We start from the raw sequence: 24,622 nt of genomic DNA on the forward strand, positions 1-24,622 counted from the left end.
GTCGGGTCAGGCGGCTTCGGTCTCACCGCGAATGTGGTCGAGGGTCGGAACGAGAGACAGCAATTCCCGCGTATACGAGTGCTGCGGTGCGTTGAAGAGCGTCTCGGTGTTAGCCTCTTCCACCAGCTTTCCGCGTCTCATCACGGCCACGCGGTCGCACATCTGCCGCACCACCGCTAGGTCATGGCTGATGAGTAGCAGCGTCAGCCCGGTGGCGTCGCGCAGATCTTTGAGCAGGTTCAGGATCTGGGCCTGTACTGAGACATCAAGGGAGGAGGTGGGCTCGTCGCACACCATGAGCCTGGGTCTTGCCCCCAGGGCACGGGCGATTGACAGGCGCTGGCGCTGGCCGCCCGAGAACGCGTACGGGAAGCGTTGGGCCGCGTCGGCCTCAAGCCCGACCGCCTCGATCAGCTGCGCGACATCGCTCTCGGCCTCGGCCTTTGAGGACGCGAGATGGTAGAACAGGATAGGCTCGGCCAGGATCGATCCGATGCGCATGCGGCTGTTGAGAGACGAGTAGGGATCCTGAAAGATCATCTGAATGGCTTGACGCAAGGGGCCAACCCGCCGCGTCGCACCTTCCCCCGCGATCGTCTGACCACGATAGACCACTCGTCCGGATGTTGGCGTGAGGAGCCCCGAGATGACGTTTGCAATGGTGGTCTTGCCGCAACCCGACTCGCCTACGAGGCCAAAGACTTCGCCGCTGCTAACCGAGAAGCTCACATCGTCGACGGCGCGGAACTGATGGCCCTTCGAACCAGGGAGCCAGCCGCTGGTGACGTAATCGACACGCAGATTCTCGGCAGACAGAATGGGAGTGCCCTCGGCGAGGTCGTCTTTGCGCTCCGTCTTCGCGCGCAGAGCTGCCCGGGCCTCGGCTGCGCGCCCCTTGCCCTCCTCGCCTAACACGGGAAAACGTTCCAGCTTCATGTCGATCCGCGGAACGGCGCCGATCAGCGCCTTCGCATAAGGCGCTTTCGGGCGACGCAGAACCTCGACCGTCGGCCCCGTTTCGACCACCTTGCTGCGATGCATGATAGTCACCCGATCGGCAATCTGCGCTACGACACCCATGTTGTGGGTCACCAGCAGGATGCCGATGCCGCGCTGGTCAGCGAGATCGCGCAACAGCTTAAGGATTTGAGCTTGGACGGAAACATCCAGAGCGGTTGTCGGTTCATCCGCGACCACGAGCTTCGGGTCGCAGGACAGGGCAGCGGCGATGACGACCCGCTGGCGCTGACCGCCCGAGAGTTGATGCGGATAGGCTTTGAGTCGGCGCTGCGGCTCGGGAATGCCCACCGCCTCGAGAAGCTGCATGGCGCGCGTGCGGGCTTCTGCCCGATCGAGCTTGAGATGCGCCCGCATGGTTTCGGTGATTTGGCTTTCCACTGTGAACAGTGGGTTGAGGCTCGTCATGGGGTCCTGGAAGACCGCGCCGACGTCACGTCCGAGCACGACTCCCTCAGCAGACCCTCTGGCAGGATCGAACGGTTTGCCACCGATGTGAATCGTGCCGGAGGCAATGCGGCCCGGTTTCTCGAGCAATCCCATCACTGCGTTGCCGATGGTGGTCTTGCCCGCGCCCGATTCACCGACGAGGGCATGGATCTCACCAGGCTGAATGATCAGGGACGCGCTCTCGACGGCGGTAAAGACTGACCCATTGGCGAGAGGATATTCCACCCTTAGGCCATCGATGGCGAGGACAGGCGGTTTATGAAGGCTCATCGTTTCACCCGCAGTTTGGGATTGAACCGGTCGCGGAGCCAGTCGCCGACGATGTTCACTGCCAGCACCAGGACCACCAGGGTGAGGGCGGGGAACAGGGCGATCCACCAGATGCCTGAAAAGACGAACTCGTTGCCGACGCGGATGAGCGTGCCGAGCGAGGGATAAGTCGGCGGCATGCCGACGCCCAGGAAGGACAGGGTGGCCTCCGTCAGCACGGCCGCAGCGAGATTGATCGTGGAGATCACCAAAACCGGGCTCATCACGTTCGGCAGGATGTGCCGGAGCATGATGCGATAGGCGGGAAGGCCGATGACCTTGCCAGCGCGCACGTAGTCCTTGGCCGTCTCGACCATCGTTGCGGCCCGCACCGTACGGGCATACTGCACCCATTCATGGATTGCGATGGCGCAGATGAGAATGACCGGCGCCCATTCGGCTGCCGCAGCGCTGGGGAAGAGAGCACGGGCGACACCACTCACCAGCAGGGCGAGCAGGATAGTGGGAAAGCTCAGGATGATGTCGGCAATCCGCATGATCACCGCATCCACTTTTCCGCCGTAGTATCCTGCGAGCAGTCCCAGGATCACGCCGAGGGTCGCCGCCACGAGAACCGCGCCGCCGCCGATCGCGATGGAGACGCGCGCGCCGTAGAGCATGGCTGACAGGAGATCCCGCCCCTGATTGTCGGTGCCGAGAAGGAAGCGGGCATCTCCATCGGCCGTGAAGGCGGGCGGCAGTTCGGCATTGATCAGCTCAAAGGATGCGAGATCGGTAGGATCGTACGGTGCGATCCGCGAGGCTAGCAAGGCGGAGGCGATGATGACGAGCGCCAGAACCGCTGCGATCATCACGGAGATCGGCGCACCAATGCGGGTGAGGAGACCTGGAGAGGTGGTGAGCGTGTTCATGCGGACCTCGCACGCAGGCGCGGATCGACTACCGCATAGAGGATGTCGACCACGGTGTTGATGAGGACGAAAAGCAGGCCCACAAAGAGCAGATAGGCTGCCATGACGGGGATGTCGGCAAAGCTCACGGCTTGGATGAAGAGCAGGCCCATACCCGGCCATTGGAACACCGTCTCGGTGACGATGGCGAAGGCAATGAGGGAGCCGATCTGCAGGCCCGTAACGGTGATAACGGGCATCAGGGCATTGCGTAAGGCCAGCCGGAAATGAATGTAGCGGGAGGGCAAGCCGCGTGCTCGGGCGAAACGGATGTAGTCGCTAGACAGCACGTCGATCATCTCCGCCCGAACGAGGCGCATGATCAAGGTCAGCTGGTAGAGGGCGAGCGTGATGCCCGGCAGCAGGAGTGATTTCAGACCGCTCGCGGTGAGGAACCCCGTGGACCACCAGCCTAGATTGACGATGTGTCCACGACCGAATGAAGGCAGCCAGCCCAGAGTGACCGCGAAGACCAGGATGAGAACAATTCCGGTTACGAATGTCGGCGTTGAAATACCGATGAGGGAGAGGGCCTGCACCAGCCGTGCTGCGATCCCGTTGGGCTTCAGGGCACAGAGAACTCCGAGCGGGATCCCCAGGGACAGGGAAAGGATCGTTGCGATGATGACGAGTTCCAGCGTCGCCGGCAGACGCTCGGCGATGAGCTCCGTGACGGGCCGCTGGTTGCGATAGCTGATGCCGAGGTCGCCCTGGACAGTCCGTGCAAGGAAACGCCCGTACTGGGCGACGACGGGCTGATCGAGGCCAAGCGAACTCCGCAGCTCGGCCTTCTCCTCGACGGTGGCATTCTCGCGCGACATGGCCGCAACGGGATCGCCGACGAACCGGAACATCACGAATGATACGGCCGAGACGACGAGCATCACGAGAAGCGCTTGCCCGAGTCGAGAGAGAAGGACTTTCAGCATGACCATCTCTGGCAGCCCGCCTCCTTGCTGAAGACGGGCCGCGAGTCCTTTGTGGGAGGGCTTACTTGATGTTGGCGTACCACAGGCGGACGTATTCGTCCGGGAACTGAGGGACCTCGACGCCGTCGCGGGCGGCCCAGGCCACCGGCTGCTGGTGGATGGGGATGTAGGCCACCGTGTCACGAGCGACCTTCAGAGCCTCAATCAGCATAGACCGGCGCTTCTCCTCATCGAGTTCGACCGCGGCTTTGCGCGTCAGTTCCTCGATCTGCGAGTTGGTGTAGCCGCTGGAATTGGAGCCGCCGTAGCCTTCTTTCTTGTCGGTCAGCAGAGAGGCGAGCACGCTGAAGCCGTCCATGGGCGGCAACGTTGCCCAGCCGACCATGGAGACGTCGAACTCACCCCGATCCTGCCGCGGGAAATAGGTAGCGCGGGATTCGGTCTGCAGTTCGGTCTGGATGCCGACCTTGGTCCACATCGACGCGATGGCGATGCAGATCTGTTCGTCATTGATGTACCGGTCGTTTGGACAGTTCAGCTTGGTCTTGAACCCGTTCGGATAGCCCGCCTCGGCCAGAATCTGCTTCGCCTTCTGAGGGTCGTAGCCGAAGGGTTGATCATTGTCCTTGGAATAGCCGGGCACCGGTGGCGCCACGAGGGTGCCGGTGCTGCGGGACTTGTCGCGCATGACGCGCTTCTTGATCGCCTCGAAGTCGATGGCGTGCCACATGGCCTGGCGCACCTTCAGGTCAAGCATCGGGTTCTTCTGACCCGGCATCGCCTTAAGTTCGGGCCCGAAGTTAAGCGAGAGCATGATGAGACGCAGAGACGGCTCTTCGATCACCTTGAAGCCGGACGAAGCGCCGATGCGCTGCAGATCCTGCAGGGGCGCGGGGGCGATCAAGTCGAGCTCGCCGGAAAGAAGCGCAGCCACGCGGGTTGCGTCGGACTTCACAGGCTTGAACTCGATGCGGTCGATGTTGTGCTGGGGCTTGTCCCACCAATCGGGGTTCACCACGAAGGTGGTTCCAGCGTCGGGCTTGTAGGACTCGACCTTGAACGGGCCGGTGCCGACGGCGGAGGTCGAAGCGGCCGTGGTGATACCGGTTGCGATGTTGCCGGGCTTCAGGGCGTCGTTCGCCTCCATCCACTCCTTGTCCATGATGTATACGCCGGCAAGGTCGTTCAGCAAGAGCGGGTAGGGGCCGTTCGTCACGATGTCGACCGTGTAGTCGTCGACCTTCTCGGCCCTGACGACAGTCGCGATATTGCCGCGGGCGCGGGCGCCAGGGTCGAGGAGGCGTGTGAACGAGGCGACCACGTCGTCGGCGGTGAACGGGTTGCCATTGTGGAACTTCACGTTCTTGCGCAACTCGAAGCGCCACGTGTCGGGCTTCACGTTCTTCCAGCTGACGGCCAGGGCCGGCTCGAGTTCAAGGTTGCGGCCACGGCGCACCAGCGGATCGAAGACGTGGTGCAGCATGCTGGTCGTGAAGCTCTCCGTATGGGCATACGGATCGAGGGTGGTGAGGTCGGTTGGCGATGACCACCGCAGAGTCTTGGCCTCTGCGGAGAAGCTCAGCAGGATCCCGACAGCGGCCGACAGACCGACAATGTGCCTTGTTTTCATTGTGAGCCTCCAATGCCCTCTGGCGGGCTTATAATTGAATACAATGGAAACAGAGTTTTGCATACACTATTGTGTGCGTCAATCAGGCCGGGCGGTCTCTGTAAAGTCGATGCTTCAACGAGTGGCGCGGCAGCTGTTCGCCCAAGGCGAGGCACCCGCAGGGGAGCGAGGCGTCGATGGTATTGCGCGCAGGAACGGACTCGTTCCGAACCTAGCTACATTATAGAGCTCGTGTTCGCCCGATCAGCGGGCGTAACGGTCAAGAATGGATCTGATGTCCCTCGGCGTATCCGCTTCAGAGAGGAGCAGGGCACGCTCGGTGACCGCATGCAGGTGATGATCCATTGACGAGATGGCCAAGCTGGCGTCCCGGGCACGAAGCGCGTCAATGATCTGCTGGTGCTCGTTCACCGAGCACTCGGAGGAGTGCGGGCGGCTGTAGAGCGCGAGAATCAAAGAGCAACGAGATGCCAACTCATTGACATAGCGGGCTAGAACGCTGTTGCCGGCAAGCTCCGCCAAAAGAACATGGAATTCTCCGGCTAGACGGATCGCGGCTGCTCCATCGTGTGCGCTGGCCTTGGCCTCCAGGCCTACATGCTGCTCAAGCCGCCGAATATCCTGATCGGTAACCTTCTCGACGAGGCGGGCCAGGACCTGTCTTTCGACGCACATTCGCGCCTCGAAAATGTCATGGGCTTCAGAAAGACTCGGCTGTGCGACGGCAGCGCCTTTATTGGGGGGCAGATCAACCAGCCCCTCTGCATTGAGACGCGCCAAGGCGGCTCTGACAATCGTGCGGCTCACCCCGAACCGCTCTCCGATCAGATCTTCCGTCAGCTTGTCGCCCGGGAGAAGGGCCTGTTCGATGATGGCTCGGCGGAGGCCGGAGTAAACCGAATCGCTTCGAGAGTTAGGCCCGGTCGGCTTCTTGTCCTTGGACTCTGCACTTTGTGCAGACGACTCTCGGGACTTCCATGACTTCGTATCCATCGGACTCTCTCAGGCGCAACGGGCAAATATACCGCTCCCACTGCCTTATGTATACAGTATTTGCTCTTGTGCAACAGTGCAACCGGTCCTCGGCTGAGCAGCCATGGTGGGATGCAGTTGAGTAAGCGCCTCTGGTTTTCGACTCATTCCGGCTGAAAATCGATTTCACTTGTACACTGGCACACAATGTAAAATTTACTCAGTTATATCAATATGTTGTGATGCCAGACAGTATATTTCTGCGGGAATTGATCCACAGGAGGAGAGCGCCAAAAAGAGGATTGTCGAGAATACAATACATGTATACAGTTATTGTATGAATGGTTCATGGCGCCGGCTTCTCCTGATCAATGGCAACACCACCGCCGACCTGACAGTGCGGATGCACCAGCGCGCCTGTGCGGTTCTCGGATCTGAATGGGTCGTTCGAGCAGAGACTGCCGGTTTCGGCTCCCCTTACATTACAAGACGAACTGAAGTGACCGTTGCGGCCCATGCCATCCTTGAGAAGGTCAGCGACGTCGCGGAAAAGGATCCTGGGCTCGACGCGTGTCTGATCGCCTGCTTTGGGGAGCCGGGTATCGCGGCCGTTCGAGAGGCGCTTCCATTCCCGGTTATCGGCATGGCGGAGGCTTCCGTTCTGTGCGCGCTCCAGCTCGCGCGCCGGTACGCGATCGTCACCGTTGGCGAGCATTGGCCCGCCATGATCGAGGATTATCTCCAGGCGGCATCGCTCTACGACCGCTGCCTCGGCATTATCCCTGTCCCCGGCCAAGCCTTGGACTTGGCCGCAGATCGAACCTTCGCTCTCCGTCAGATTTCATCGGTGATCGAGCAGGCTCTGGATCGTGGCGCAGACGCCGTGATTATCGGCGGCGCCGCCGTAGCGGACATGACTGATGATCTGCAGGGAACGTTCCGTATCCCGTTGATCAACTCTTTCGATGCGGGTCTCGCCCAAGTCGAAGCCCTGACGCGGCTGCGGCCGAACAAGTCCGCCAGCGTCGTCGCTCGGCGGAGCATTCCAGCGGTAACAACAGAGGGACACTGACCGTCTGGACGCTCCACTGTCTAAGACACCCGATACATAATGGGAGGAAGACTATGAAACGCACAAGATCCAGGCTCCTGGCCGCCGCTGCCGTCCTGCTGCTTGCCGCTCCAGCAGGCGCCGCGACCCTCAAGTGGGGAGCCCCACGCGACATCGCATCTCTCGATCCCTATTCCTTCGGGGAAACCTTCACGCTCTCTGTCCTCAACCACGTCTACGAGGGTCTTGTCCGCTACGATGCGAACCTCAAGATCGAGCCTGCATTGGCCGAAAGCTGGGAGACAGTCGAGCCACAAGTCTGGCGCTTCCGCCTGAGAAAGGGGGTCAAGTTCCACAACGGAGCCGACTTTACGGCGGATGACGTCGTCGCGTCGCTCAAGCGCGTCAGTCACGAGACCTCGCCGCTCAAGGGAAATCTCCCGGCCTACAAGGACGCCCGCAAGGTCGACGACTACACAGTCGACATCGTGTTGAACGGGCCATACCCGCTGCTGCTCAACGATCTCACCAACATCTTCATCTTCGACAAGGACTGGCTGGTCGCCAACAATGCCGAACTGCCGACGGATTCGGCGAAGGGCGTCGAGGGCTATCCGACGCACAATGCCAACGGCACCGGGCCGTTCAAGGTCGAGTCCCGTCGTCCGGACGCCAAGACCGTGTTCGTCGAAAATACCGGCTGGTGGGACAAGAAGAAGCACAACATCGACCGCATCGAGCTGATCCCCATTACCTCGGCCCCGACCCGCGTCGCTGCGCTTCTGTCGGGTGAAATCAACTTCACCAACGTTGCGCCCTTGCAGGACCTGCCGCGTCTTGAGCAGGCTCCCAACGTCAAGGTGCTGCAGACGACGGAACTCCGTACCGTCTTCTTTGCGCTCAACATGCGCGACAAGCCGTTTGAATCCGATATCAAGGACCGCAACCCCTTCCAGGACAAGCGGGTCCGTCAGGCACTCTACCAGGCCATCAACATCGACCAGATGCAGAAGCGTGCGATGCGTGGCCTCTCGCGCAACACGGGAGCCATCGTGGCGCCTCAGATCCCGGGCTATTCACCCGACATGGACGAGCGATTGCCGTCCGATACCGAGAAGGCGAAAAAACTCCTCGCAGAGGCGGGTTATCCGAACGGCTTCGAATTCGCCTTCGTGTGCTCCACGGATTCCTACACCAACGAGGAAGAGCTGTGTCAGGCAGCCGTCTCCATGTGGTCCCGCGCCGGCTTCAAGCCGCAGCTTAACTCAGGGCCGCGCACGATTCAGAATCCGAAGCGCGTCCGTGGTGATTTCGACGTGACAACGCTGGGCTGGGCAAATGAGCCGATGATCGACGCCTACAGCATTCTGGTCCAGGTGCTGCATTCGAAAACAGGCACGGCAGGCGTCTTCAATTGGGGCAGCTGGGGTAACGCTCGGATCGATGAACTCACCGACAAGTCCGCAAGTGAGCTCAACCAGGAGAAGCGCGTCGCGATGATGAATGAGGCCCTCAAGATCGCTCGCGACGAGATCATGTTCATCCCGCTGCATCAGCAGCCGATGGCCTGGGCCGCCAGCAAGGACGTCACGGATATCGTCCAGCTGTCGGACAACAAGGCTCGTCACTGGCTCACGCGCATGAAGTAGCGCTGCCCCGGCACCTCGCCAACAATGCGCGAGGTGCCGGCAGGGGAGAGGATTTTCCATGTTGGCTTTTGTTTTACGCAGGATCGCAGGTGCCGTCGGCGTGATGCTGACCGTCGCTTTCCTGGCCTTCCTGATTTTCCGGTTCGTCGGCGACCCCGTCGATTTGATGCTCAACGAGCAGGCGACACAGCAGCAGCGCGACGAACTGCGCGAGCGGCTCGGTCTTAACGACTCTTTCGTGGTTCAGTACGGCAAGTTTGTCGTCCGCGCAGTCCAGGGGGATTTCGGGATCTCGTTTCGAAACCAGCAAGACGTGTCGGCGCTGATAGCGGAACGTTTTCCGGCAACTCTTGAACTCGTCCTCGTCGCGACATTGCTGTCTCTCGTCATCGGCATTCCGATGGGCGTCATCACCGCCATCTACCGCCGTAGCGTTCTCGCCGAGACACTTCAATTCGCATCCATCGTCGGTGTTTCGCTTCCCAGTTTTGCAGTGGGTATCTTCCTTATTCTCTTCTTCTCGGTGAAGCTCGGCTGGCTTCCAGCCTTCGGACGCGGTGAGACCATCGATCTCGGTATCTGGAGCACCGGTCTTCTCACACCAAGCGGGCGCGCGGCGCTGATCCTGCCCTCTATCACGCTGGCCCTGTTCCAGATCACGCTGGTTCTTCGTCTGGTGCGCGCCGAGATGCTGGAGACGCTGCGGACGGATTTCATCAAGTTCGCTCGCGCCCGCGGCCTCCCCAATGGGGTTATCTATTTCCGACACGCCCTGCGTAACTGTCTCATGCCCGTCATCACGATCACGGGCATGCAGATCGGCAATCTCATTGCCTTCGCACTGATCACCGAAACCGTGTTCCAGTGGCCGGGCATGGGCATGCTGTTCATCCAGGCGGTCACATTTGTCGATATTCCGGTGATGGCGGCCTATCTGGTCATTGTCTCCTTCATCTTCGTTGCCCTCAACACGATCGTCGACCTTCTATACGGCTTCGTCGATCCGCGTCTTCGTAACAAGGGCGCCATGGGAGGTAGTCATGCCGCAGCCTGACACAACCTCGGGAATCCCCGTGACACTTGCCGGTCGTAAGTCGCTCATCGCCCGCTGGCGCGAAAGCGATCTCTGGTGGAGCCTTACGCACAGCCGTCTCGCTCTGGCAGCCGGGGTCATCCTGGTCCTGACCGTGCTAGGCGCTGCTTTTGCACCACTCCTCGTGACGCAGGATCCGTTCGATATGAGCCAGCTCGATCTGCTCAACGCGGAACTGCCGCCCGTCTGGGAGCCTGACGGCGTCCGCCAGTTCTTGCTGGGAACGGACAATCAGGGCCGCGATGTCTTAGCCGCCATCCTGTACGGCTCGCGCATCTCCCTGATGATCGGAGCTGCGACGGTCGTTCTCTCCTTCGTGATCGGCATTCTGGTCGGCCTCGCATCCGGCTATTTCGGAGGCTGGATCGATAACCTGCTGATGCGTATCGGCGACACGATCCTGTCGATTCCCACCATCCTGGTCGCGATCCTCGTCACCTCTGTGTTCCGGCAGCTTCTGCCGTCCAATCTCCGAGAGGCCTTCGCTGCCCTGATCCTGGTGCTGGCCATCTCCATGACGAGTTGGGTTCAATACGCACGCACCGTACGGGCCGCCACAATGGTGGAGCGGCGCAAAGAATACGTGCAGGCTGCGCTGCTCATCGGCGTCAAGCCGCTGAAGATCATGCTCGGCCATATCCTGCCGAACACCCTCACGCCCGTGATGGTCACAGCGACCCTCAATCTCGGGCTTGCGATCCTGATCGAAGCGACGCTCAGCTTTCTCGGCCTCGGCATGCCGCCGACACAACCGTCGCTCGGAACACTCATCCGTATCGGCAATCAGTATCTGTTCAGCGGCCAATGGTGGGTGATCTTCTTTCCGTCCCTTTATCTCTGCGTCCTCGTCTTGGCCGTGAACCTGCTCGGCGATTGGCTGCGGGACGCACTCAACCCGAGGCTGAAATGACCCAGACGCACACTCTTCCCCAAATGGCCGATCTCGTCGTAACACAGGTCAGGCCAGCGGCCGGGCCGGCGGTGAACCTCGTCGTAAAGGATGGACGGATAGCCGCGCTGACTTCTGTCGCAGTCGAGGCGAAGGAGACCATCGAGGGCGGCAACGCCATCCTCCTGCCCGGCCTCGTTGAAGCTCACACGCATCTCGACAAGACGCTTCTTGGCATGCCTTGGTACCGTAATGAGGTCGGGCCTCGGCTCATCGATAAAATCGACAACGAGCGCCTTCAGAAACGCATGCTCGGCATCGACCCGACCCGGCAATCCGCTCGCCAGATCCAGTTGTCCGTCTCCAAGGGCACGACGCATATCCGGTCCCACGTGGACGTCGACACGGATTGCGGTCTTTCGGGAATCGAGGGTGTCATGCGCTCCCGTGAACAGCTGAAGGACATCTGCGATGTCGAGATCGTGGCCTTCCCGCAGAGCGGAATGCTGGTGCGCCCTGGCACCGTCGAACTGATGACGGAGGCGCTCAAACTCGGGGCGGAGGTCGTGGGCGGTCTCGATCCGAGCGCCATCGACCGCGACCCCAAGGGCCATCTCGATGTGATCTTCGGTCTGGCCGAGCGGTTCGGCCGTCCGCTCGATATTCATCTCCATGAACCCGCCGAACTTGGGGCCTTTTCCCTCGAGATGATCATCGATCGCACACGTGCCTTGGGCATGCAGGGGAGCGTGACCGTCAGTCACGCTTTCTGCCTTGGCATGGCAGACCAGGATTATGTCGCGCGGCTCATCGATGATCTTGCAGCGAACCGGATCCACATCATGACGACGGGACCGGCCTCTCGTCCGGCGCCTCCTGTCAAGCGCCTGCGCGACGCAGGCGTCCTTGTCTGCGCCGGCACGGACGGCATGCGTGACACTTGGGGGCCCTATGGCAACGCGGATATGCTGGAGCGCGCGATGCTGGTCGGGCTCCGCAACAACTTTCGCCGCGACGACGAGCTTGAGATCGCACTCGATGTCTGCACCTACCGCGGCGCCCGTGTGATGGCACTCAACGACTATGGCATCGCTCCGGGTGACCGGGCGGACTTCGTCCTGGTCCAGGGAGAGACCCTGGCCGAGGCCGTCGTCAACCGTGCACCGCGCCAGATCGTCGTTAAAGGCGGACGCGTGGTTGCCCGGGACGGCCAGGCACTTTTCGAGGTCGCGTGATGAGCACTCTGCTTCTTCAGAATGGACGGCCCGCGGGCCGCGTACGCCTGCGCGCCCGCTGGGTCGTCGGCCATGAGGGTGGGCGTCACCGGATCTTCGAGAATGGCGAAATCGTCTTCGAAGGAAACGAGATCGTCTTCGTCGGCCACGATTTTCCGGGCGAGACTGCGCAGGACATCGACTATGGCAAGGCGCTCATTGCGCCGGGCTTCATTGATCTCGATGCGCTCTCGGATCTCGATACGACGATTCTTGGTTTCGACAATCAGCCCTCCTGGCGCAAGGGGCGTATCTGGCCCGAGAGCTACATGAAGCGCGGGCCGTACGAGATGTACACTCTGGACGAGCTTGTATTCCAGAAGCGTTATGCCTTCGCCCAGCTCATCCGCAACGGGATCACGACCGCTCTTCCGATCGCTTCGCTGTTCTACCGAGAATGGGGTGAGACCAACGAGGAATTCGAGGGGGCGGCGCAGGCTGCGGAAGATCTCGGCCTGCGCGTTTATCTCGGCCCGGCCTATCGGACGGGCAACACCTTCGTCCACGAAGACGGCCGCATCGACATGTTCATCGACGAGGAGCGCGGCCTGGCGAACCTTGCCGATGCCATCCAGTTCGCCGAGCGGATCGATGGGTGCGCAGGCGGTCTCGTCCGTGCCATGCTGGCGCCAGACCGGATCGAAACCTGCACTCAAGAGCTTCTTGTTCGCAGTGCGGCGGCTGCGCGGGATCTCGATTGCCCGATCCGCCTCCATTGCTGTCAATCGAAGCTCGAATACGATCTCGTCCTGTCAACGCACGGCATGAGCCCCCCCGAATGGCTGGAGAGCATCGATTTCCTGTCGGAGCGGGCCATTCTGCCCCACGCGACCTATGTCTCCGGGTCGAGCCGCATAGCGCGGCCAGGCCGCGATCTCGAGATCATCAGGGATAGCGGCGCGTCCGTCTGTCACTGTCCGGTCGTGTCCGCGCGCCACGGCTCGGTCATCGAGAGCTTCCGCCGCTTCCGTTCCATGGGCCTGAAGATCGGTCTCGGCACCGATACTTGGCCCCCGGACATGATCTACAACATGCAGGTCGGTATGATGCTCGCGCGGGTAGCGGATGCCTCCGCTGAGGCTGTGCGGTCGGAGGATTATTTCGATGCCGCGACGCTCGGCGGGGCCGACGCGCTCCGGCGCCCGGATCTCGGCCGCCTCGCTCCGGGCGCGAAGGCCGACATCATCGTCGTCGATTTGGCACACGACCGGATCGGTCAAGTGATCGACCCGATCCAGACTCTGATGATCGGCAGCGCAGGACGGGACGTCCGGCATGTGATCATCGACGGACGCTTCGTCATGGTTGACGGCAGGATTCCCGGTTTTGACGAGAGGGCAGGGCATGAGCAAGCCCAGGCGCAGTTTGATCGCCTCGTCTCGCGCTACCCGGAACGCACGCTCGGCCACCCACCGGTCGAGGCGATCTTTTCAACAAGCTACCCGACCGTAAGGGGCTCCTCATGACACGTGTCGCCAATGCCCTTGTGGACCGTGCGCCCGATCCGGTTGTGCAGTCCAGCCGACCCATTCTCAGCGTGCGCGGCGTCGGGGTGGAATTCCCAACCCGCCGCGGCATTCTGAAGGCCACGACCGATGTGAGTTTCGATATTGCGCCCGGCGAGATTCTCGGGATGGTCGGTGAGTCGGGCGCCGGCAAGTCGCTGACCGGCATGTCCGTCGTCGGGCTTCTCGATCCTCCCGGCCGCCTGTCGGCCGGTGAGATCTGGCTCGAGGGTGAACGCATCGATCATCTGCCGCCTCGGGAGCGCCAGCGCGTGCGGGGACGCAAGATCGGCGCGATCTTCCAAGATCCGTTGACAAGCCTGCATCCGCTTTTTTCCATTGGCCGCCAGCTCTGCGAAACGATCGCCTACCATCTGCGCCTCGATGCGAAGGCCGCACGGTCAAGGGCGCTCGAACTCCTCCATCAGGTGGGAATTCCAGGGGCCGAGCAGCGGATCGATCATTACCCGCATCAGTTCTCAGGTGGCATGCGGCAGCGGGTCGTTATCGCTCTGGCCTTAGCTGCCGGACCCAGCCTTATCATCGCCGACGAGCCGACGACCGCCCTCGACGTCTCGGTTCAGGCGCAGATCACGGCGCTCCTGAAGAAACTGTGCCGGGAGCATGGAACGGCGGTGCTGCTTGTGACCCATGATATGGGCGTCATTGCGGAGACGACTGATCGCGTAGCCGTCATGTATGGCGGCCGTATCGTCGAGATCGGTCCTGCGATCGATGTCATTCAGCATCCGCTGCACCCATATACGCAGGGCCTCATGAATGCGATCCCAAGCCTGCGCGGCCGCGTCGAAGCGCTCAACCAGATCGAAGGATCGATGCCCCGGCTCGATGCGATGCCTCCCGGATGCGCCTTTCACCCGCGCTGCCCGCATGCGGGCCCGCGCTGCGCGGTTCAAAGGCCGGCTCTCGCTAAAGTCGCCCACGCCACGGCCGCTGCCTGCTGGCTGCACCAGGGAGGTGTTCAATGAATGCCGCTGAGAAGGACATCGTCGTCGCCGTCGACGATGTCACCTGCCTGTTCGACGTCTCGGCCCCGCTTCTGAACCGCGTCATCGAGCGACAGCCGAAGCGTATCCTGCGTGCTGTGGACGGCGTGAGTTTCCAGGTCCACCGTGGGACGACGCTGAGCCTTGTCGGCGAATCCGGCTGTGGCAAGTCGACGATGGCACGGCTGCTTGTTGGACTGCACCGCCCCACATCGGGAGCCGTGACGTTTCCGGGGCGCGGGGGGCGCCCACGTGTCCAAATGATCTTCCAGGATCCCTATGCCAGTCTCAACCCGCGCTGGCGCGTGCTCGACATTGTTGCGGAACCCATCCGCACGCTGGGATTGCGAAAGGGCGAGGAGGCGGTCAGGGCACGCGTCGCCGAGCTGCTCGGTCTCGTCGGTTTATCTTCGCGGGATGGCGAGAAGTACCCGCATGAGTTTTCGGGCGGACAGCGGCAACGCATCTCCATCGCACGCGCGTTGGCGACCGAGGCGGAATTCCTCGTGTGCGACGAGCCGACCTCGGCTCTCGATGTCTCAGTGCAGGCGCAGATCCTCAATCTCATGCGCAAGCTCCAAAAGGAACTCGGGCTGACCTACGTCTTCATCAGTCACAATCTATCGGTGGTGCGTCACATGTCGGAACGCGTTGCCGTGATGTATCTGGGACGCATTGTCGAGGAGGGGGAGGCAGACGAGGTCTTCTCAGACCCGAAGCACCCCTATACCCAGTTGCTCATCGATACGATCCCCGATCTCAGCGCGCCCAACCGTGACCGGCAGCCTCTCGGTGGAGAGGTGCCGAGCCCGATCAATCCGCCCTCGGGCTGCGCCTTCAATCCACGCTGCCTGCTGGCGACACAGCGCTGTCGCGAGGAGCGGCCTGACCTCGTGTACCATGGTGAGGGGCACAGAGTCGCATGCTTTGCGGTCGAGCGCGCATCTCAGCTGGCAACAGGCAAACAAAGGGGCTTTATTGCAAGCCCCGACTGAAGCTGAAGAGATGGGCACGTCTTACAGGAGATGCTGATCCCTCGCTCAAGCAGCATCTTCTTCATCAGCCGAAGGCTTAGAGCATCGGACGTGAATTCGAACTCACGTCCGATGCTTTAGGCTTTTGATTGTGAGCCTCTTTCCACGCAAAACCGGTTCCCACTTTTTCGTCCGAGGCTCTGGAGGAAACCCGAAGGATAACCAGGACGCTGACTTTCACGCTTTCTGATCGCCCGCACACCGTCGGTGTGCCGTTCATCGGGATAAGCCAGCGATAGGGGTGAAGAGGAAGGTCCAAGCGGGAGGCGCCACGACGACAGCTGCAGGAGCCGGCGCAAGGGCGGCCGCGAATGTCGTCTCTCCCGTCACGGCCGGGAGGCAGAACGATGCAAGAGGGTTGCGATGCAGGTGGTGCAAGCAATGACGCATAGGAGCGATCCCTTCATTTTGGGAACAGGAGAGTCATGCCGGCCCGCAGCCCGAGGCCTTTCGGCCCTGCCTCCGGCGAGAAGGCGTAGTAGCGTGCGCCAACGAAAAGGCTGACGCGCTGGTCCCCAATCTTGACCAGCTTGGAGACGATCGCATTGATCGGGACCGTCAGCTTATCGTTTGCCCAATCGTACGAGGATTCACTTTGGAGGGTGAAGGTCCAGGCGTCGGCGGTGGTGTAGGCGATGAACGGCTCCACGAACGTGCTGCCGACGTTATTGGTCCCACTGCGGGTGCCGCCGCCGACGGACCAGACGTGGTTGGCCAGGGCGCCAATGGTCCACGGCCCCGACTGCCTGAGCACGACTACCGTCGGCCCCATGCCCCAGCGCCCGTTTCCGAGCAGGTCGTCCGTCGCGGTGGGCAGAAGGACGGCCGGTCCGACACCCCAGATGATGCCGCCTGGTCCGGGAGCGCGAGGGGACAGGAACAAGCTCTGGAGCGTGTCGCCCAGCCCGAATTGATGGCCCGTGCCCGGCGCGATGTCCCATTGCGAGATGACCGGAAGGATTGTTCGGGAGATGAGGTTCCACTCGGGATTGAGAGTGATGGGAACGACCGGCTGGATGTTCAGAGCCGCGCGTCGGCCATCGTCGCCGGGACCGATCCTGCCGTCGACGTTGAACTGGAAGGGAACACTGATCAGATCCGCCACAGGATTGCTGAGCTGCTGGGCAAGACCGGCGTCCTGACTTTGCACCGGGCCTGCATCCTGGGCCAAGGCCGCGTCCGGCAATGGCGCCAGTGACACGGCAGCGCCGAGCAGGATGGCACGAGAGCGTTCCACGTGAACCTCCTTCAAAGTCATCCACGATGCCTGGTCCGGGATACGCCCGTGCCGGCGCATGTCATATCCGAACACGGGTCGGCCGCGATGCCGGCGAGAGGCATTACAGACCGGATGCTGATCCGATGGAGAGCTTGCCGTCAATGCCAATGGGACGGGCCCCACTTCCGGAGTGCCCATCCTGAGTGGGGTGCCAGTTCAAAACCGACCGGCATCACGCGAGCGGAGCATGTTCCGCTCGGCTGGATCAAGCCGGTTCATCTGGTTGCGCCGGTTTTAACCCCGGGAAACCGGGCGGTGCCTCAGCACCGATGGCGCCAAGTCCGCCAGGCGCGGCAGACGCCGCCGCGGGACCACGCCACGCAACGCCGGTGTGTGTGCCGGAATGCGCGGCAACGAAGATGGACGCGATCAATCCACGGATAGGAGCCAACGCCATTGCATGTTTCATGGGATGCTCCTTTCGACAGACGAGGCTGCCTACTCGGCGATCGTATGACCTGGGTCGGCTTGGTAGTCCTCGGCTACCGTCATCGTCGCAGCCGTCGACTTGGTGCCGGGCATAATCTCGAAGCGTGGGTCGAACTCGACGAAGGTCGATGCAAGCTGCTTCAAAATGCCGGGATCACCCTCGATCTTCGCGGTTCCATCGGCGATCTGCGCCTCGAGGGTCTTCGCCCCTGTCATGGTCTGCTCCAGATCGGAGCGATTGATCGTGAGCGTCAGGTCCGGTTTTTGGGCAACGAAGCCCATGATGTTCGTGAGCGTTGCATTCTCCAGCTCGACCGCGAATTGCTCGCCGTTGTCCGGCGTGATCAGGTTGAGCGTGAACTGCATGCCCTCGGCCTTGCGGCTGTCCATGCGGATGCCTAAGAAGTTGAGGAACAGTTCGGTCGACATGGCTCGCACCACGTCGGGGCTGCTTGAACTGGCGGTCGCCCCCTCCGGAATGCCCGTTCGCAGCTCATATGCAGCCGCGAGATAACAGTTCCTGAGACCCGGATTCTCCTGCTGATATCCGAGCTGCTCGAAGATGTCCGCCAGCAGGTCCCTGGCGGTCTGGTTCTGCGGTTCGGCCTGCACCAGCTTGTTGACGATCTCCTGGGCCAGCAAGTACTTGCCTTCCTCGTGCAATTGCCGGCCCCGGTCGATGATCCTCTCGCTGCCGCCCATCATCTCGACATAGAGCGGCGCGGAATCCTCCGGCGAGAGCGGGATCAATGTTGCCGGGTTGCCGTCCCAGAAGCCGAGGTAGCGCTGCACGACGCCACGGCTGTTGTGCTCGGGCGAGCCGTGATAGCCCCGGCAATACCACTTGGCCTGCAGGCTCTTCGGGACTTGGTAGACATTGTGGATCTCGTTGATCGTGACGCCTTGGTTGGCGAGATGAAGAACCTGGTTGTTCATGTGGGCGTAGAGATCGCGTTGGGCGCGAAGAACCTCCTGAATCCTGTCATTGCCCCAGCGAGGCCAATGGTGAGAAGCGAACATGACGTCCGCATCCACGCCGAAGCGGTACAGCGCCTCGCCGATGTACTTCGACCAGCGCAGCGGGTCGCGCACCTGAGCGCCGCGCATCGTGTAGATGTTGTGCAGCGACGCGATGACGTTCTCCGCCATCCAGAGGGCCTTCATATCGGGGATGTACGTGTTCATCTCCCGTGGCGCTTCGGTGTTCGGCGTATTCTGGAAGACCATCCTGACACCATCGACATCGAATTCCTCGATGTCGTTCTCGACGTGGCGGGTGGGCGCGAATAGACCCGTAGCCCCGGACGAAACGGCCTGGCCGAGACCTTGGCCGACATACCCGTACGGACTAGCCGGAAGCAGGAGGCCGTACTGGTAGAACAGGCGCCGGTTCATGGCGTTGCCGGCATAGACGTTCTCGGACACCGTGAAATCCATGAAGTCGGCGGGAGCGATAATGGGAACCTTTCCGGACCTCACGTCCGCCTCGTTGAGGATGCCGCGCACACCGCCCCAATGATCGCCGTGCGTGTGGGAATAAATCACAGCCGAGACAGGGAGGCCTTCACCAACATGCTCCTGGAACAGCTTCCACGCCGCGCGGACCGGTTCCGCGCTCACCAGAGGATCGAAGACGATCCAGCCTGTCTTGCCCCTGACGAAGGAGATATCGGACAGGTCGAGGCCGCGGACCTGGTAGATGCCCGGGATGACCTCGTAGAGTCCGTAGTTGTTGTTCAACTTGGAAATGCGCAGCAGCGATGGATGGACGCTGTCGAAATCCTCCTTCTCGTCTAGGAAGCGGAAGCGCTCCATGTCCCAGGCCACATGGCCGGCATCGGCCATGATCTTCATGTCCTTCATGGGCGCGATGAAACCCCGCTTCTGCTCCTCAAAGTCGCGCGTGTCGCCGAACGGCAGCTTGTCCCGCGCCTGCTTGAGCACCTCCAGCGTGAATTTCGACGGTGCCTTGCCCTTGGGATGGAAATGTCCGGCGGCAGGCACCGACGCCGACGCTGGCTGCGCCTGTGCGGGGCTGTCGTTCAGGGTTAGGCGGCCCGCGACCGCGAAGGCGGCGCCCGCAGCCGGCAGGGCCGTGATGATGTCTCGACGGGTCGTCATGGATACGTCCTCCCTGAGGTTCCTCACTGAGCCGCGACATGATCCGTCATCGTTCACGGCATTCTGCGGTGCCTTGCTTGCCCTGAAACCGGATTTGCCCAACGGCCGGCCATTCGCTGCCGCATCTCGGGACCGACGCGTCATCGAAGACCTCACCGAGCACGACGATCCAGCCCCGCCTGACACGCAGCGGCTCAAGTCTCTGAACTGCACACCCCAGAATGGGTGTACCGACATTGGCCGTGTTCGAGATGGGTTCGTCCTATGCAAGAACAGATGTTTCCAGCAAGGAAGGTGAATGAAACCACATCCGGTGAGGGGTTGCTTGACCCCTCCGGACAGCGATTTGACTTTTCTCGACAAAGTCGCGGCAGATCGTGTGTCAGGTTGGCACGTGCGTGCCGACGACATCGAGACCACATCCAGTGGAATCCTGCTTCGTCAGTATGCGTTCATGGAAGGACATGTCCGAAACTCAATGCGACAATGCCCGGCAAGATTTTTGAGCGGGTTCCGACGATATCGTCCGAAAATGTTCAGCGGTTGTCGCGTTTGATCAAGAGTTTCCCTGGTCGGTATGATTTGATTGGCGTCGACTTGAGAACGCGTCATGCGCACCACCCAAGTCCCGGCCCAAGTCCCTGCGCGGAGCAGTGCGACAGCCGCTTCCTTGGGAATGGCGGGTCCGTCCATGCAATGTCCAGAGACGCGGCGTGGTCGGGAGTGGTGAGGCGGTCGCATTCCTTACGCGTGCTGGCACCGGCGCCCGATCGACTTGACGGTGTGCACTCTGGTCACGTCCTTACAAGGTCCAAGAGGAGGATCTGATGAAAGCAGTGGTGGGATTGATGTCAGCGGCCGCTTTGCTGGTTGCACTCGGTGGATCAGCCTGGGCACAGGCAACTCCCTCGAACAGGGCCTGCAAGCGCGGAGAGCAAATGGTCGGCGGCGTCTGCAAGCCGCTCACGAGAACCGCCCCCCGAAGCGAAGGCTATTACAGCGCTCCCCGCAGCAACACGAGCCGTAGCACGACCCGAACGGCTTCGGCACAGACGACCCCCTCGAGCAGGCCTTGCAAGCGGGGGGAGCAAAGGATCGGTGGCGTGTGCAAGCCACTCACGAGAAGTCCTAACCGTTAGACCCGGCGCTGCACTCAGTTGCCCTGCTTGAATGCCTCAATGCGGGAGGATTGCCCGTCACCTTAAGGAAGCCGTCGGGATCGTTGTCGTGTGGTTCATTCTTGCTTCCCGTAAGTAAACAACTGGCATCGGCCCCGATGAGCTCTCCAGGCCGGAGTTGAAAGGTTCCCGACCCGGACGATTGCGGGCAGGCGTTTCCTTCCCGCTCCGGCCCGGGTTTGCCTTTACGAGCGCATAGGATGGGACGGGTTATCCGCCATGTACAGATGCGTGTAGCCGAAGTACGGCAGCATGGGGAAAACGCGGTTGACGTAAGGCGAGTCCGGCGGCCTCGGCAAGGCCTCCTCGATTTGCTTTCTAGACGGGTCCTGGGCTCCAACTGCTGAAACGACTGGCCCATCTTCGCCATTGCCGTGTTGTCCTCCCGTCAACAGCATGGTGTAGCCTACGAGAGCTATCGCGCGTCGGTGCCCCGATGGATCGGGCAATCCAGGCATCCTGTTGATCATGGTTGAATAGGAGCGATTGCCTCAATCCTGCCGGACTTAGCGGCAAGCTATGCCTCGGATTGACCATACGTGGCACGGCGGACCTAAAGCCAGCGGTCAAGTCAAGAAAATGGGGAACCGCCCGGCATCCATGCCGGGCGGACCGAATGCGGGAATAGTCGTCATGAAGCGCTTCATATTGGCCGCGGGCCTTGTGCTCGCACTTGCCGCCTGTCAGGGCGAGAACAAGTCCACACGCCATTTGGCGCCGATCCCGCCTTCCGCCATGGCATTGATGGCCAGCAAGGGCATGGCGCAGACCGATCCGATTCTGATGCGGTCGTTCAAGAAAGAGTCGGAAATCGAGGTCTGGAAGCGCGGCCGGGATGGCAAGTACGCACTGCTGAAGACCTATCCGATGTGCCGCTGGTCGGGCCAGCTCGGGCCGAAGGTTCGTGAGGGTGATCGTCAGGCCCCCGAAGGGTTCTATGCGATCACGCCAGCCCAGATGAACCCGAGCTCCGCTTATTACCTGTCGTTCGATACCGGCTATCCGAATGCCTATGACCGGTCCCTCGGCCGGACGGGTGCGCATCTGATGGTGCATGGCTCCTGTTCGTCGAGCGGCTGCTTCGCTATGACGGACGACGCCATCGCAGAGGTTTACGCGATTGCCCGGGAGGCTTTCGCGGGCGGTCAGCGGAGCTTCCAGTTCCAATCCTACCCGTTCCGCATGACGGCCGAGAACCTCGCCAAGCACCGGCTCGATCCGAACATCGCCTTCTGGCGGAACCTCAAGGAAGGGTCGGACTATTTCGAGGTTGCGAAGCAGGAGCCCCCGGTCGGCGTGGCCAACGGGCGATATGCCTTCGGAGGAGATCCCTCCGTCATGGCGTCGGTCGCGCAGAAGCGACAGAAGGACGAACGGGACATCGCAGCTCTCGTGACTGGGGGCGTTCAACCGGTCAGGCTGGTCTACAATGATGGCGGACAACACGAGAGCTTCCGCCAAGCTCTGTCCGGGAATGCCGGCGCTGGCAACCGTCTCGGCGATGTGAGCCGGCCCGAAGCTCTTGCTGCGGGGCCGCAGGAAATCATGCTCGACCGGAGTGGCAAGCTGCGGCAGGGATCGCAATCCACGATGGCCTATACCTCGCAAAAGCCTGTGGCTCCATTGGCCAAGCCGATGGCCCAACCGGCGGCAGACGAGGATCTCTCGGTGCTCGGGCGGCTCAAAGGCATGTTCGGCGGTTAGAGCCCCGAAGTGAGTTCGGTCGGTGCTTTCGACCATCGTCGAACGCGGTCCGAAGGATGAAGTCGCTTGAAAGCCGGATAGCGGAGCGGACTGGTCGCTGGGTAAAACGGTTGCACCCTAGCCGACAGCCTCCTCCAGCAGGAGGAGGAGTAGGAAACCGGCGAAGAACATCGCCGTGACCCATGGCCGGTCCGGGACCTCGTGCGCCTCGACGAGCAATTCTTCCGTGACAAGGGAGAGAAGTGCGATCAGTCCGAAGGACAGGAACCCGGTCAGTAGACCTCCGGCAGCGACGCGACCGGAGTCGCGATCAGGACGCCGACCGGCAGCAGGAGGACAGGTCCGGCGGTGGGGCCGACGACACGGCTCGGCGAGGGGCCTTTTCCGCCAGCTCTGTCGCCAAGGTCAGCCCTAAGAACAGCACCTCGATGGGTAGTAGGCGGCGACTGCCGCTCCGATGATGGCGGACGCGACCGGGATCAGGGTGTAGGGGATCGCTTGCAAGGCCATATCCGCCGGAAACCCGGCGGTGGTCGACTCCGTTCCCTGGCGCCTAGCCCGCGAGAGCTATAGGACTGCTCAGCGACCGGCGGTGGCCGTCGGCGAGGCGAAGGCGCCGCCGAGCGAGGCCCAGTTCGAGCCGGTGTCCCCCTCACGCTTCACGTAGGTGTACCCGGTCCTGTGCCAAGGCAGGATGGCGTTGCGCTTGTTGTCGAGGATGAAATCGCCACGGTTGGTACGAACCATCATGACCGCGTGTCCGGCACCTTCCTCGTCGATGACCACGGTCATGCGCAGGGCGCGGCGGGGAAAGCCTGCCTCAACCAGCTTCCTGCGTTTGACGAGCTGATAATCCTCGCAATCACCGTAGCCGTCCTCGGCAAAGTCCCAGCGGTCCTCGACGCCCCAGTGATCGGCATCGGTCCTCGCCTTGATGGCGGTATTGACCTGCTGATTGATCCGCACGAGCGTCTGCCACTCCTTGGCGCCTAATTGAATGGTTGCAGGCTCGGACGGGTCGACGGCGCACTCCGCTGGATTTTGCTCGCAAAAGCGAACCCAGCCCATGATCGGCTTGGCAGCACCCACCGGAGAAACCGGCTGGGAGGCGCCCGGCAGGATGCTTCCGGTCCTGGTCTGTGCCTGAGCTATCGTGGCAGCGATGCTCAGGGCGAGGGTAGCAGCGGCGAACCGGAGCGCGTTCCTGGAAAAAGACCGAACGTTCAGAAGCTCGAAGAGAGGTTGCCGCATTGCCCCCACCGATGTGCCGTTAAGGATTTGTTCATCTTGTCTGGCACGGCAGGGATGGCGAATTCAAGGCAGGAGTTAAACAAAGGTTAACAGGTCGCACTCTCTTTCGTTCCGATCTTTGGTCGGTAAGGCGCGTCATGTCGCATCCGGATACGATATCCTATGCCTTCGGAGGGCACGCTCTCGTGATCCTGCCGAACTTCCCTATTCGGCGGTGATGTGACAGGTTCCCGCCATGCAGTCATTGCGCGCTATCACACGCATGCTCTCGATCCTCGTGATCCTCGGGCTTGTGCTTGCTCCGTTCACCGTTCCCGCGGCGGCCGACGGCATGTTCGCGCCAATCGCGAGCGGCGACGCCTCGAAAGGCGGGATGTCGGCCGGTCAGGGTATGATCATGACAGGGGAGCCGTGCTGCATCCCCGCGCATCCATCCATGCCCGAGAGTCCGAAGGCCTGTCCGCTTGCGGCCATGTGCCATGCGAAGATCGTCGAGGGTGCCATGATCACCAGTCCGCTGGTGCGCTGGTCCCGGCCCGTGCAGGCTCCGGTGCCCGGGGACGATGACACTCCGGACACTCTGCCCCAGGCTCCTCCCTCCCGGCCTCCACAAGCCTGAGGGTACCGCCGCAAGTGCCTGTGCCTCAAACCGTGCGGGTGCCGCTGCGCGCCGACGATTCATTTCCTTCATGGCCGCCGCCTTTTGGGGATCATCCGGGACAAGGCCACTGCCTCGCGCCTGTTCTCACGTCCGCACTCCTTGGCGCAATGCCCGAACGGTCGCCACGGCATCCCATCACCCGTTCGATGATGCCTCCTAGTCCTTTGCCACAGGGGAGCTGCGGGATGGTTCGAGGGGGTGTAAACTGAGCGGATCTGAGGGAGGGCTCTCCCATGCTCAAGCGCTATCTTGTCGATCTCACCCGCCGCGAGCGCACTG

The 24,622-nt window shown here is 61.7% G+C and carries 18 protein-coding genes and 1 pseudogene; 10 read left to right on the top strand and 9 right to left on the bottom strand.

Translation table 11 applies throughout. The annotated features are described in order from the left end of the window. Positions 1-6: 6 nt before the first annotated feature. The 5 genes from ACS5Q0_RS23025 to ACS5Q0_RS23045 all read right to left on the bottom strand — a co-directional run bounded on the left by ACS5Q0_RS23025 (position 7) and on the right by ACS5Q0_RS23045 (position 6,239). Positions 7-1,737, bottom strand: coding sequence for a dipeptide ABC transporter ATP-binding protein (locus tag ACS5Q0_RS23025; RefSeq protein WP_473128984.1), 1,731 nt, complete (start codon positions 1,735-1,737; stop codon positions 7-9). Continuing rightward, a complete protein-coding gene (locus ACS5Q0_RS23030) occupies positions 1,734-2,648 on the bottom strand; it encodes an ABC transporter permease (RefSeq protein ID WP_473128985.1) in 915 nt (304 codons plus the stop codon). The genes ACS5Q0_RS23025 and ACS5Q0_RS23030 overlap by 4 nt, the downstream gene beginning before the upstream one ends. Beyond that, positions 2,645-3,616: an ABC transporter permease gene (locus ACS5Q0_RS23035; protein ID WP_473128986.1), complete on the bottom strand. Its 972-nt coding sequence runs from the start codon at positions 3,614-3,616 to the stop codon at positions 2,645-2,647. The genes ACS5Q0_RS23030 and ACS5Q0_RS23035 overlap by 4 nt, the downstream gene beginning before the upstream one ends. A 61-nt stretch (positions 3,617-3,677) precedes the next feature. Continuing rightward, positions 3,678-5,246, bottom strand: a complete 1,569-nt coding sequence (locus ACS5Q0_RS23040) for an ABC transporter substrate-binding protein (protein ID WP_473128987.1) — start codon at positions 5,244-5,246, stop codon at positions 3,678-3,680. A 243-nt stretch (positions 5,247-5,489) separates the two neighbouring features. Next, positions 5,490-6,239 carry a GntR family transcriptional regulator gene (locus tag ACS5Q0_RS23045; protein WP_473128988.1) on the bottom strand — a complete coding sequence of 250 codons (750 nt, stop codon included), beginning with the start codon at positions 6,237-6,239 and terminating at the stop codon, positions 5,490-5,492. Between the two features lie 316 nt (positions 6,240-6,555). Between ACS5Q0_RS23045 and ACS5Q0_RS23050 the strand changes: the two genes are divergently transcribed. Genes ACS5Q0_RS23050 through ACS5Q0_RS23085 form a run of 8 tightly spaced genes read left to right on the top strand, consistent with a single transcriptional unit; the run spans position 6,556 to position 15,681 of the window. Then, positions 6,556-7,290 carry an aspartate/glutamate racemase family protein gene (locus ACS5Q0_RS23050; protein ID WP_473128989.1) on the top strand — a complete coding sequence of 245 codons (735 nt, stop codon included), beginning with the start codon at positions 6,556-6,558 and terminating at the stop codon, positions 7,288-7,290. 53 nt (positions 7,291-7,343) lie between these two features. Further along, positions 7,344-8,918 (top strand): ABC transporter substrate-binding protein, encoded by a 1,575-nt coding sequence (locus tag ACS5Q0_RS23055; RefSeq protein WP_473128990.1) that lies wholly within the window; start codon positions 7,344-7,346, stop codon positions 8,916-8,918. Between the two features lie 58 nt (positions 8,919-8,976). Further along, positions 8,977-9,972, top strand: a complete 996-nt coding sequence (locus tag ACS5Q0_RS23060; protein ID WP_473128991.1) for an ABC transporter permease — start codon at positions 8,977-8,979, stop codon at positions 9,970-9,972. After that, on the top strand, positions 9,959-10,921 hold the full coding sequence (locus ACS5Q0_RS23065; RefSeq protein ID WP_473128992.1) for an ABC transporter permease: 963 nt from the start codon (positions 9,959-9,961) through the stop codon (positions 10,919-10,921). The genes ACS5Q0_RS23060 and ACS5Q0_RS23065 overlap by 14 nt, the downstream gene beginning before the upstream one ends. Positions 10,922-10,944: 23 nt before the next feature. Further along, entirely contained in the window at positions 10,945-12,135 is a 1,191-nt protein-coding gene (locus tag ACS5Q0_RS23070) for an amidohydrolase family protein (RefSeq protein ID WP_473129004.1), read from the top strand. Next, positions 12,135-13,640 (top strand): amidohydrolase family protein, encoded by a 1,506-nt coding sequence (locus ACS5Q0_RS23075; RefSeq protein ID WP_473128993.1) that lies wholly within the window; start codon positions 12,135-12,137, stop codon positions 13,638-13,640. Before ACS5Q0_RS23070 ends, ACS5Q0_RS23075 begins: the two co-directional genes overlap by 1 nt. Next, a complete protein-coding gene (locus ACS5Q0_RS23080) occupies positions 13,637-14,668 on the top strand; it encodes an ABC transporter ATP-binding protein (RefSeq protein WP_473128994.1) in 1,032 nt (343 codons plus the stop codon). The genes ACS5Q0_RS23075 and ACS5Q0_RS23080 overlap by 4 nt, the downstream gene beginning before the upstream one ends. Further along, a complete protein-coding gene (locus tag ACS5Q0_RS23085) occupies positions 14,665-15,681 on the top strand; it encodes an ABC transporter ATP-binding protein (RefSeq protein ID WP_473128995.1) in 1,017 nt (338 codons plus the stop codon). Before ACS5Q0_RS23080 ends, ACS5Q0_RS23085 begins: the two co-directional genes overlap by 4 nt. A 442-nt stretch (positions 15,682-16,123) precedes the next feature. Here ACS5Q0_RS23085 and ACS5Q0_RS23090 read toward each other — a convergent pair whose 3' ends face one another. Then, a complete protein-coding gene (locus ACS5Q0_RS23090; protein WP_473128996.1) occupies positions 16,124-16,957 on the bottom strand; it encodes a transporter in 834 nt (277 codons plus the stop codon). A 480-nt stretch (positions 16,958-17,437) separates the two neighbouring features. Then, positions 17,438-19,549: an alkyl/aryl-sulfatase gene (locus tag ACS5Q0_RS23095; protein WP_473128997.1), complete on the bottom strand. Its 2,112-nt coding sequence runs from the start codon at positions 19,547-19,549 to the stop codon at positions 17,438-17,440. A gap of 1,811 nt (positions 19,550-21,360) precedes the next feature. Here ACS5Q0_RS23095 and ACS5Q0_RS23100 point away from each other — a divergent pair. Then, positions 21,361-22,431, top strand: a complete 1,071-nt coding sequence (locus ACS5Q0_RS23100) for a L,D-transpeptidase family protein (protein WP_473128998.1) — start codon at positions 21,361-21,363, stop codon at positions 22,429-22,431. Positions 22,432-22,548: 117 nt separating this feature from the next. Here ACS5Q0_RS23100 and ACS5Q0_RS23105 read toward each other — a convergent pair. Further along, positions 22,549-22,867: pseudogene (locus ACS5Q0_RS23105) on the bottom strand (ZIP family metal transporter); the annotation flags it as partial. 143 nt (positions 22,868-23,010) lie between these two features. Then, a complete protein-coding gene (locus tag ACS5Q0_RS23110; RefSeq protein WP_473128999.1) occupies positions 23,011-23,682 on the bottom strand; it encodes a transglutaminase-like cysteine peptidase in 672 nt (223 codons plus the stop codon). A 235-nt stretch (positions 23,683-23,917) separates the two neighbouring features. Here ACS5Q0_RS23110 and ACS5Q0_RS23115 point away from each other — a divergent pair, with 235 nt between their 5' ends. Continuing rightward, positions 23,918-24,301 (top strand): hypothetical protein, encoded by a 384-nt coding sequence (locus tag ACS5Q0_RS23115; RefSeq protein WP_473129000.1) that lies wholly within the window; start codon positions 23,918-23,920, stop codon positions 24,299-24,301. The last annotated feature ends 321 nt before the right edge of the window (positions 24,302-24,622 follow it).

The sequence above is a fragment of the Microvirga sp. HS2 genome (genome assembly GCF_055792805.1).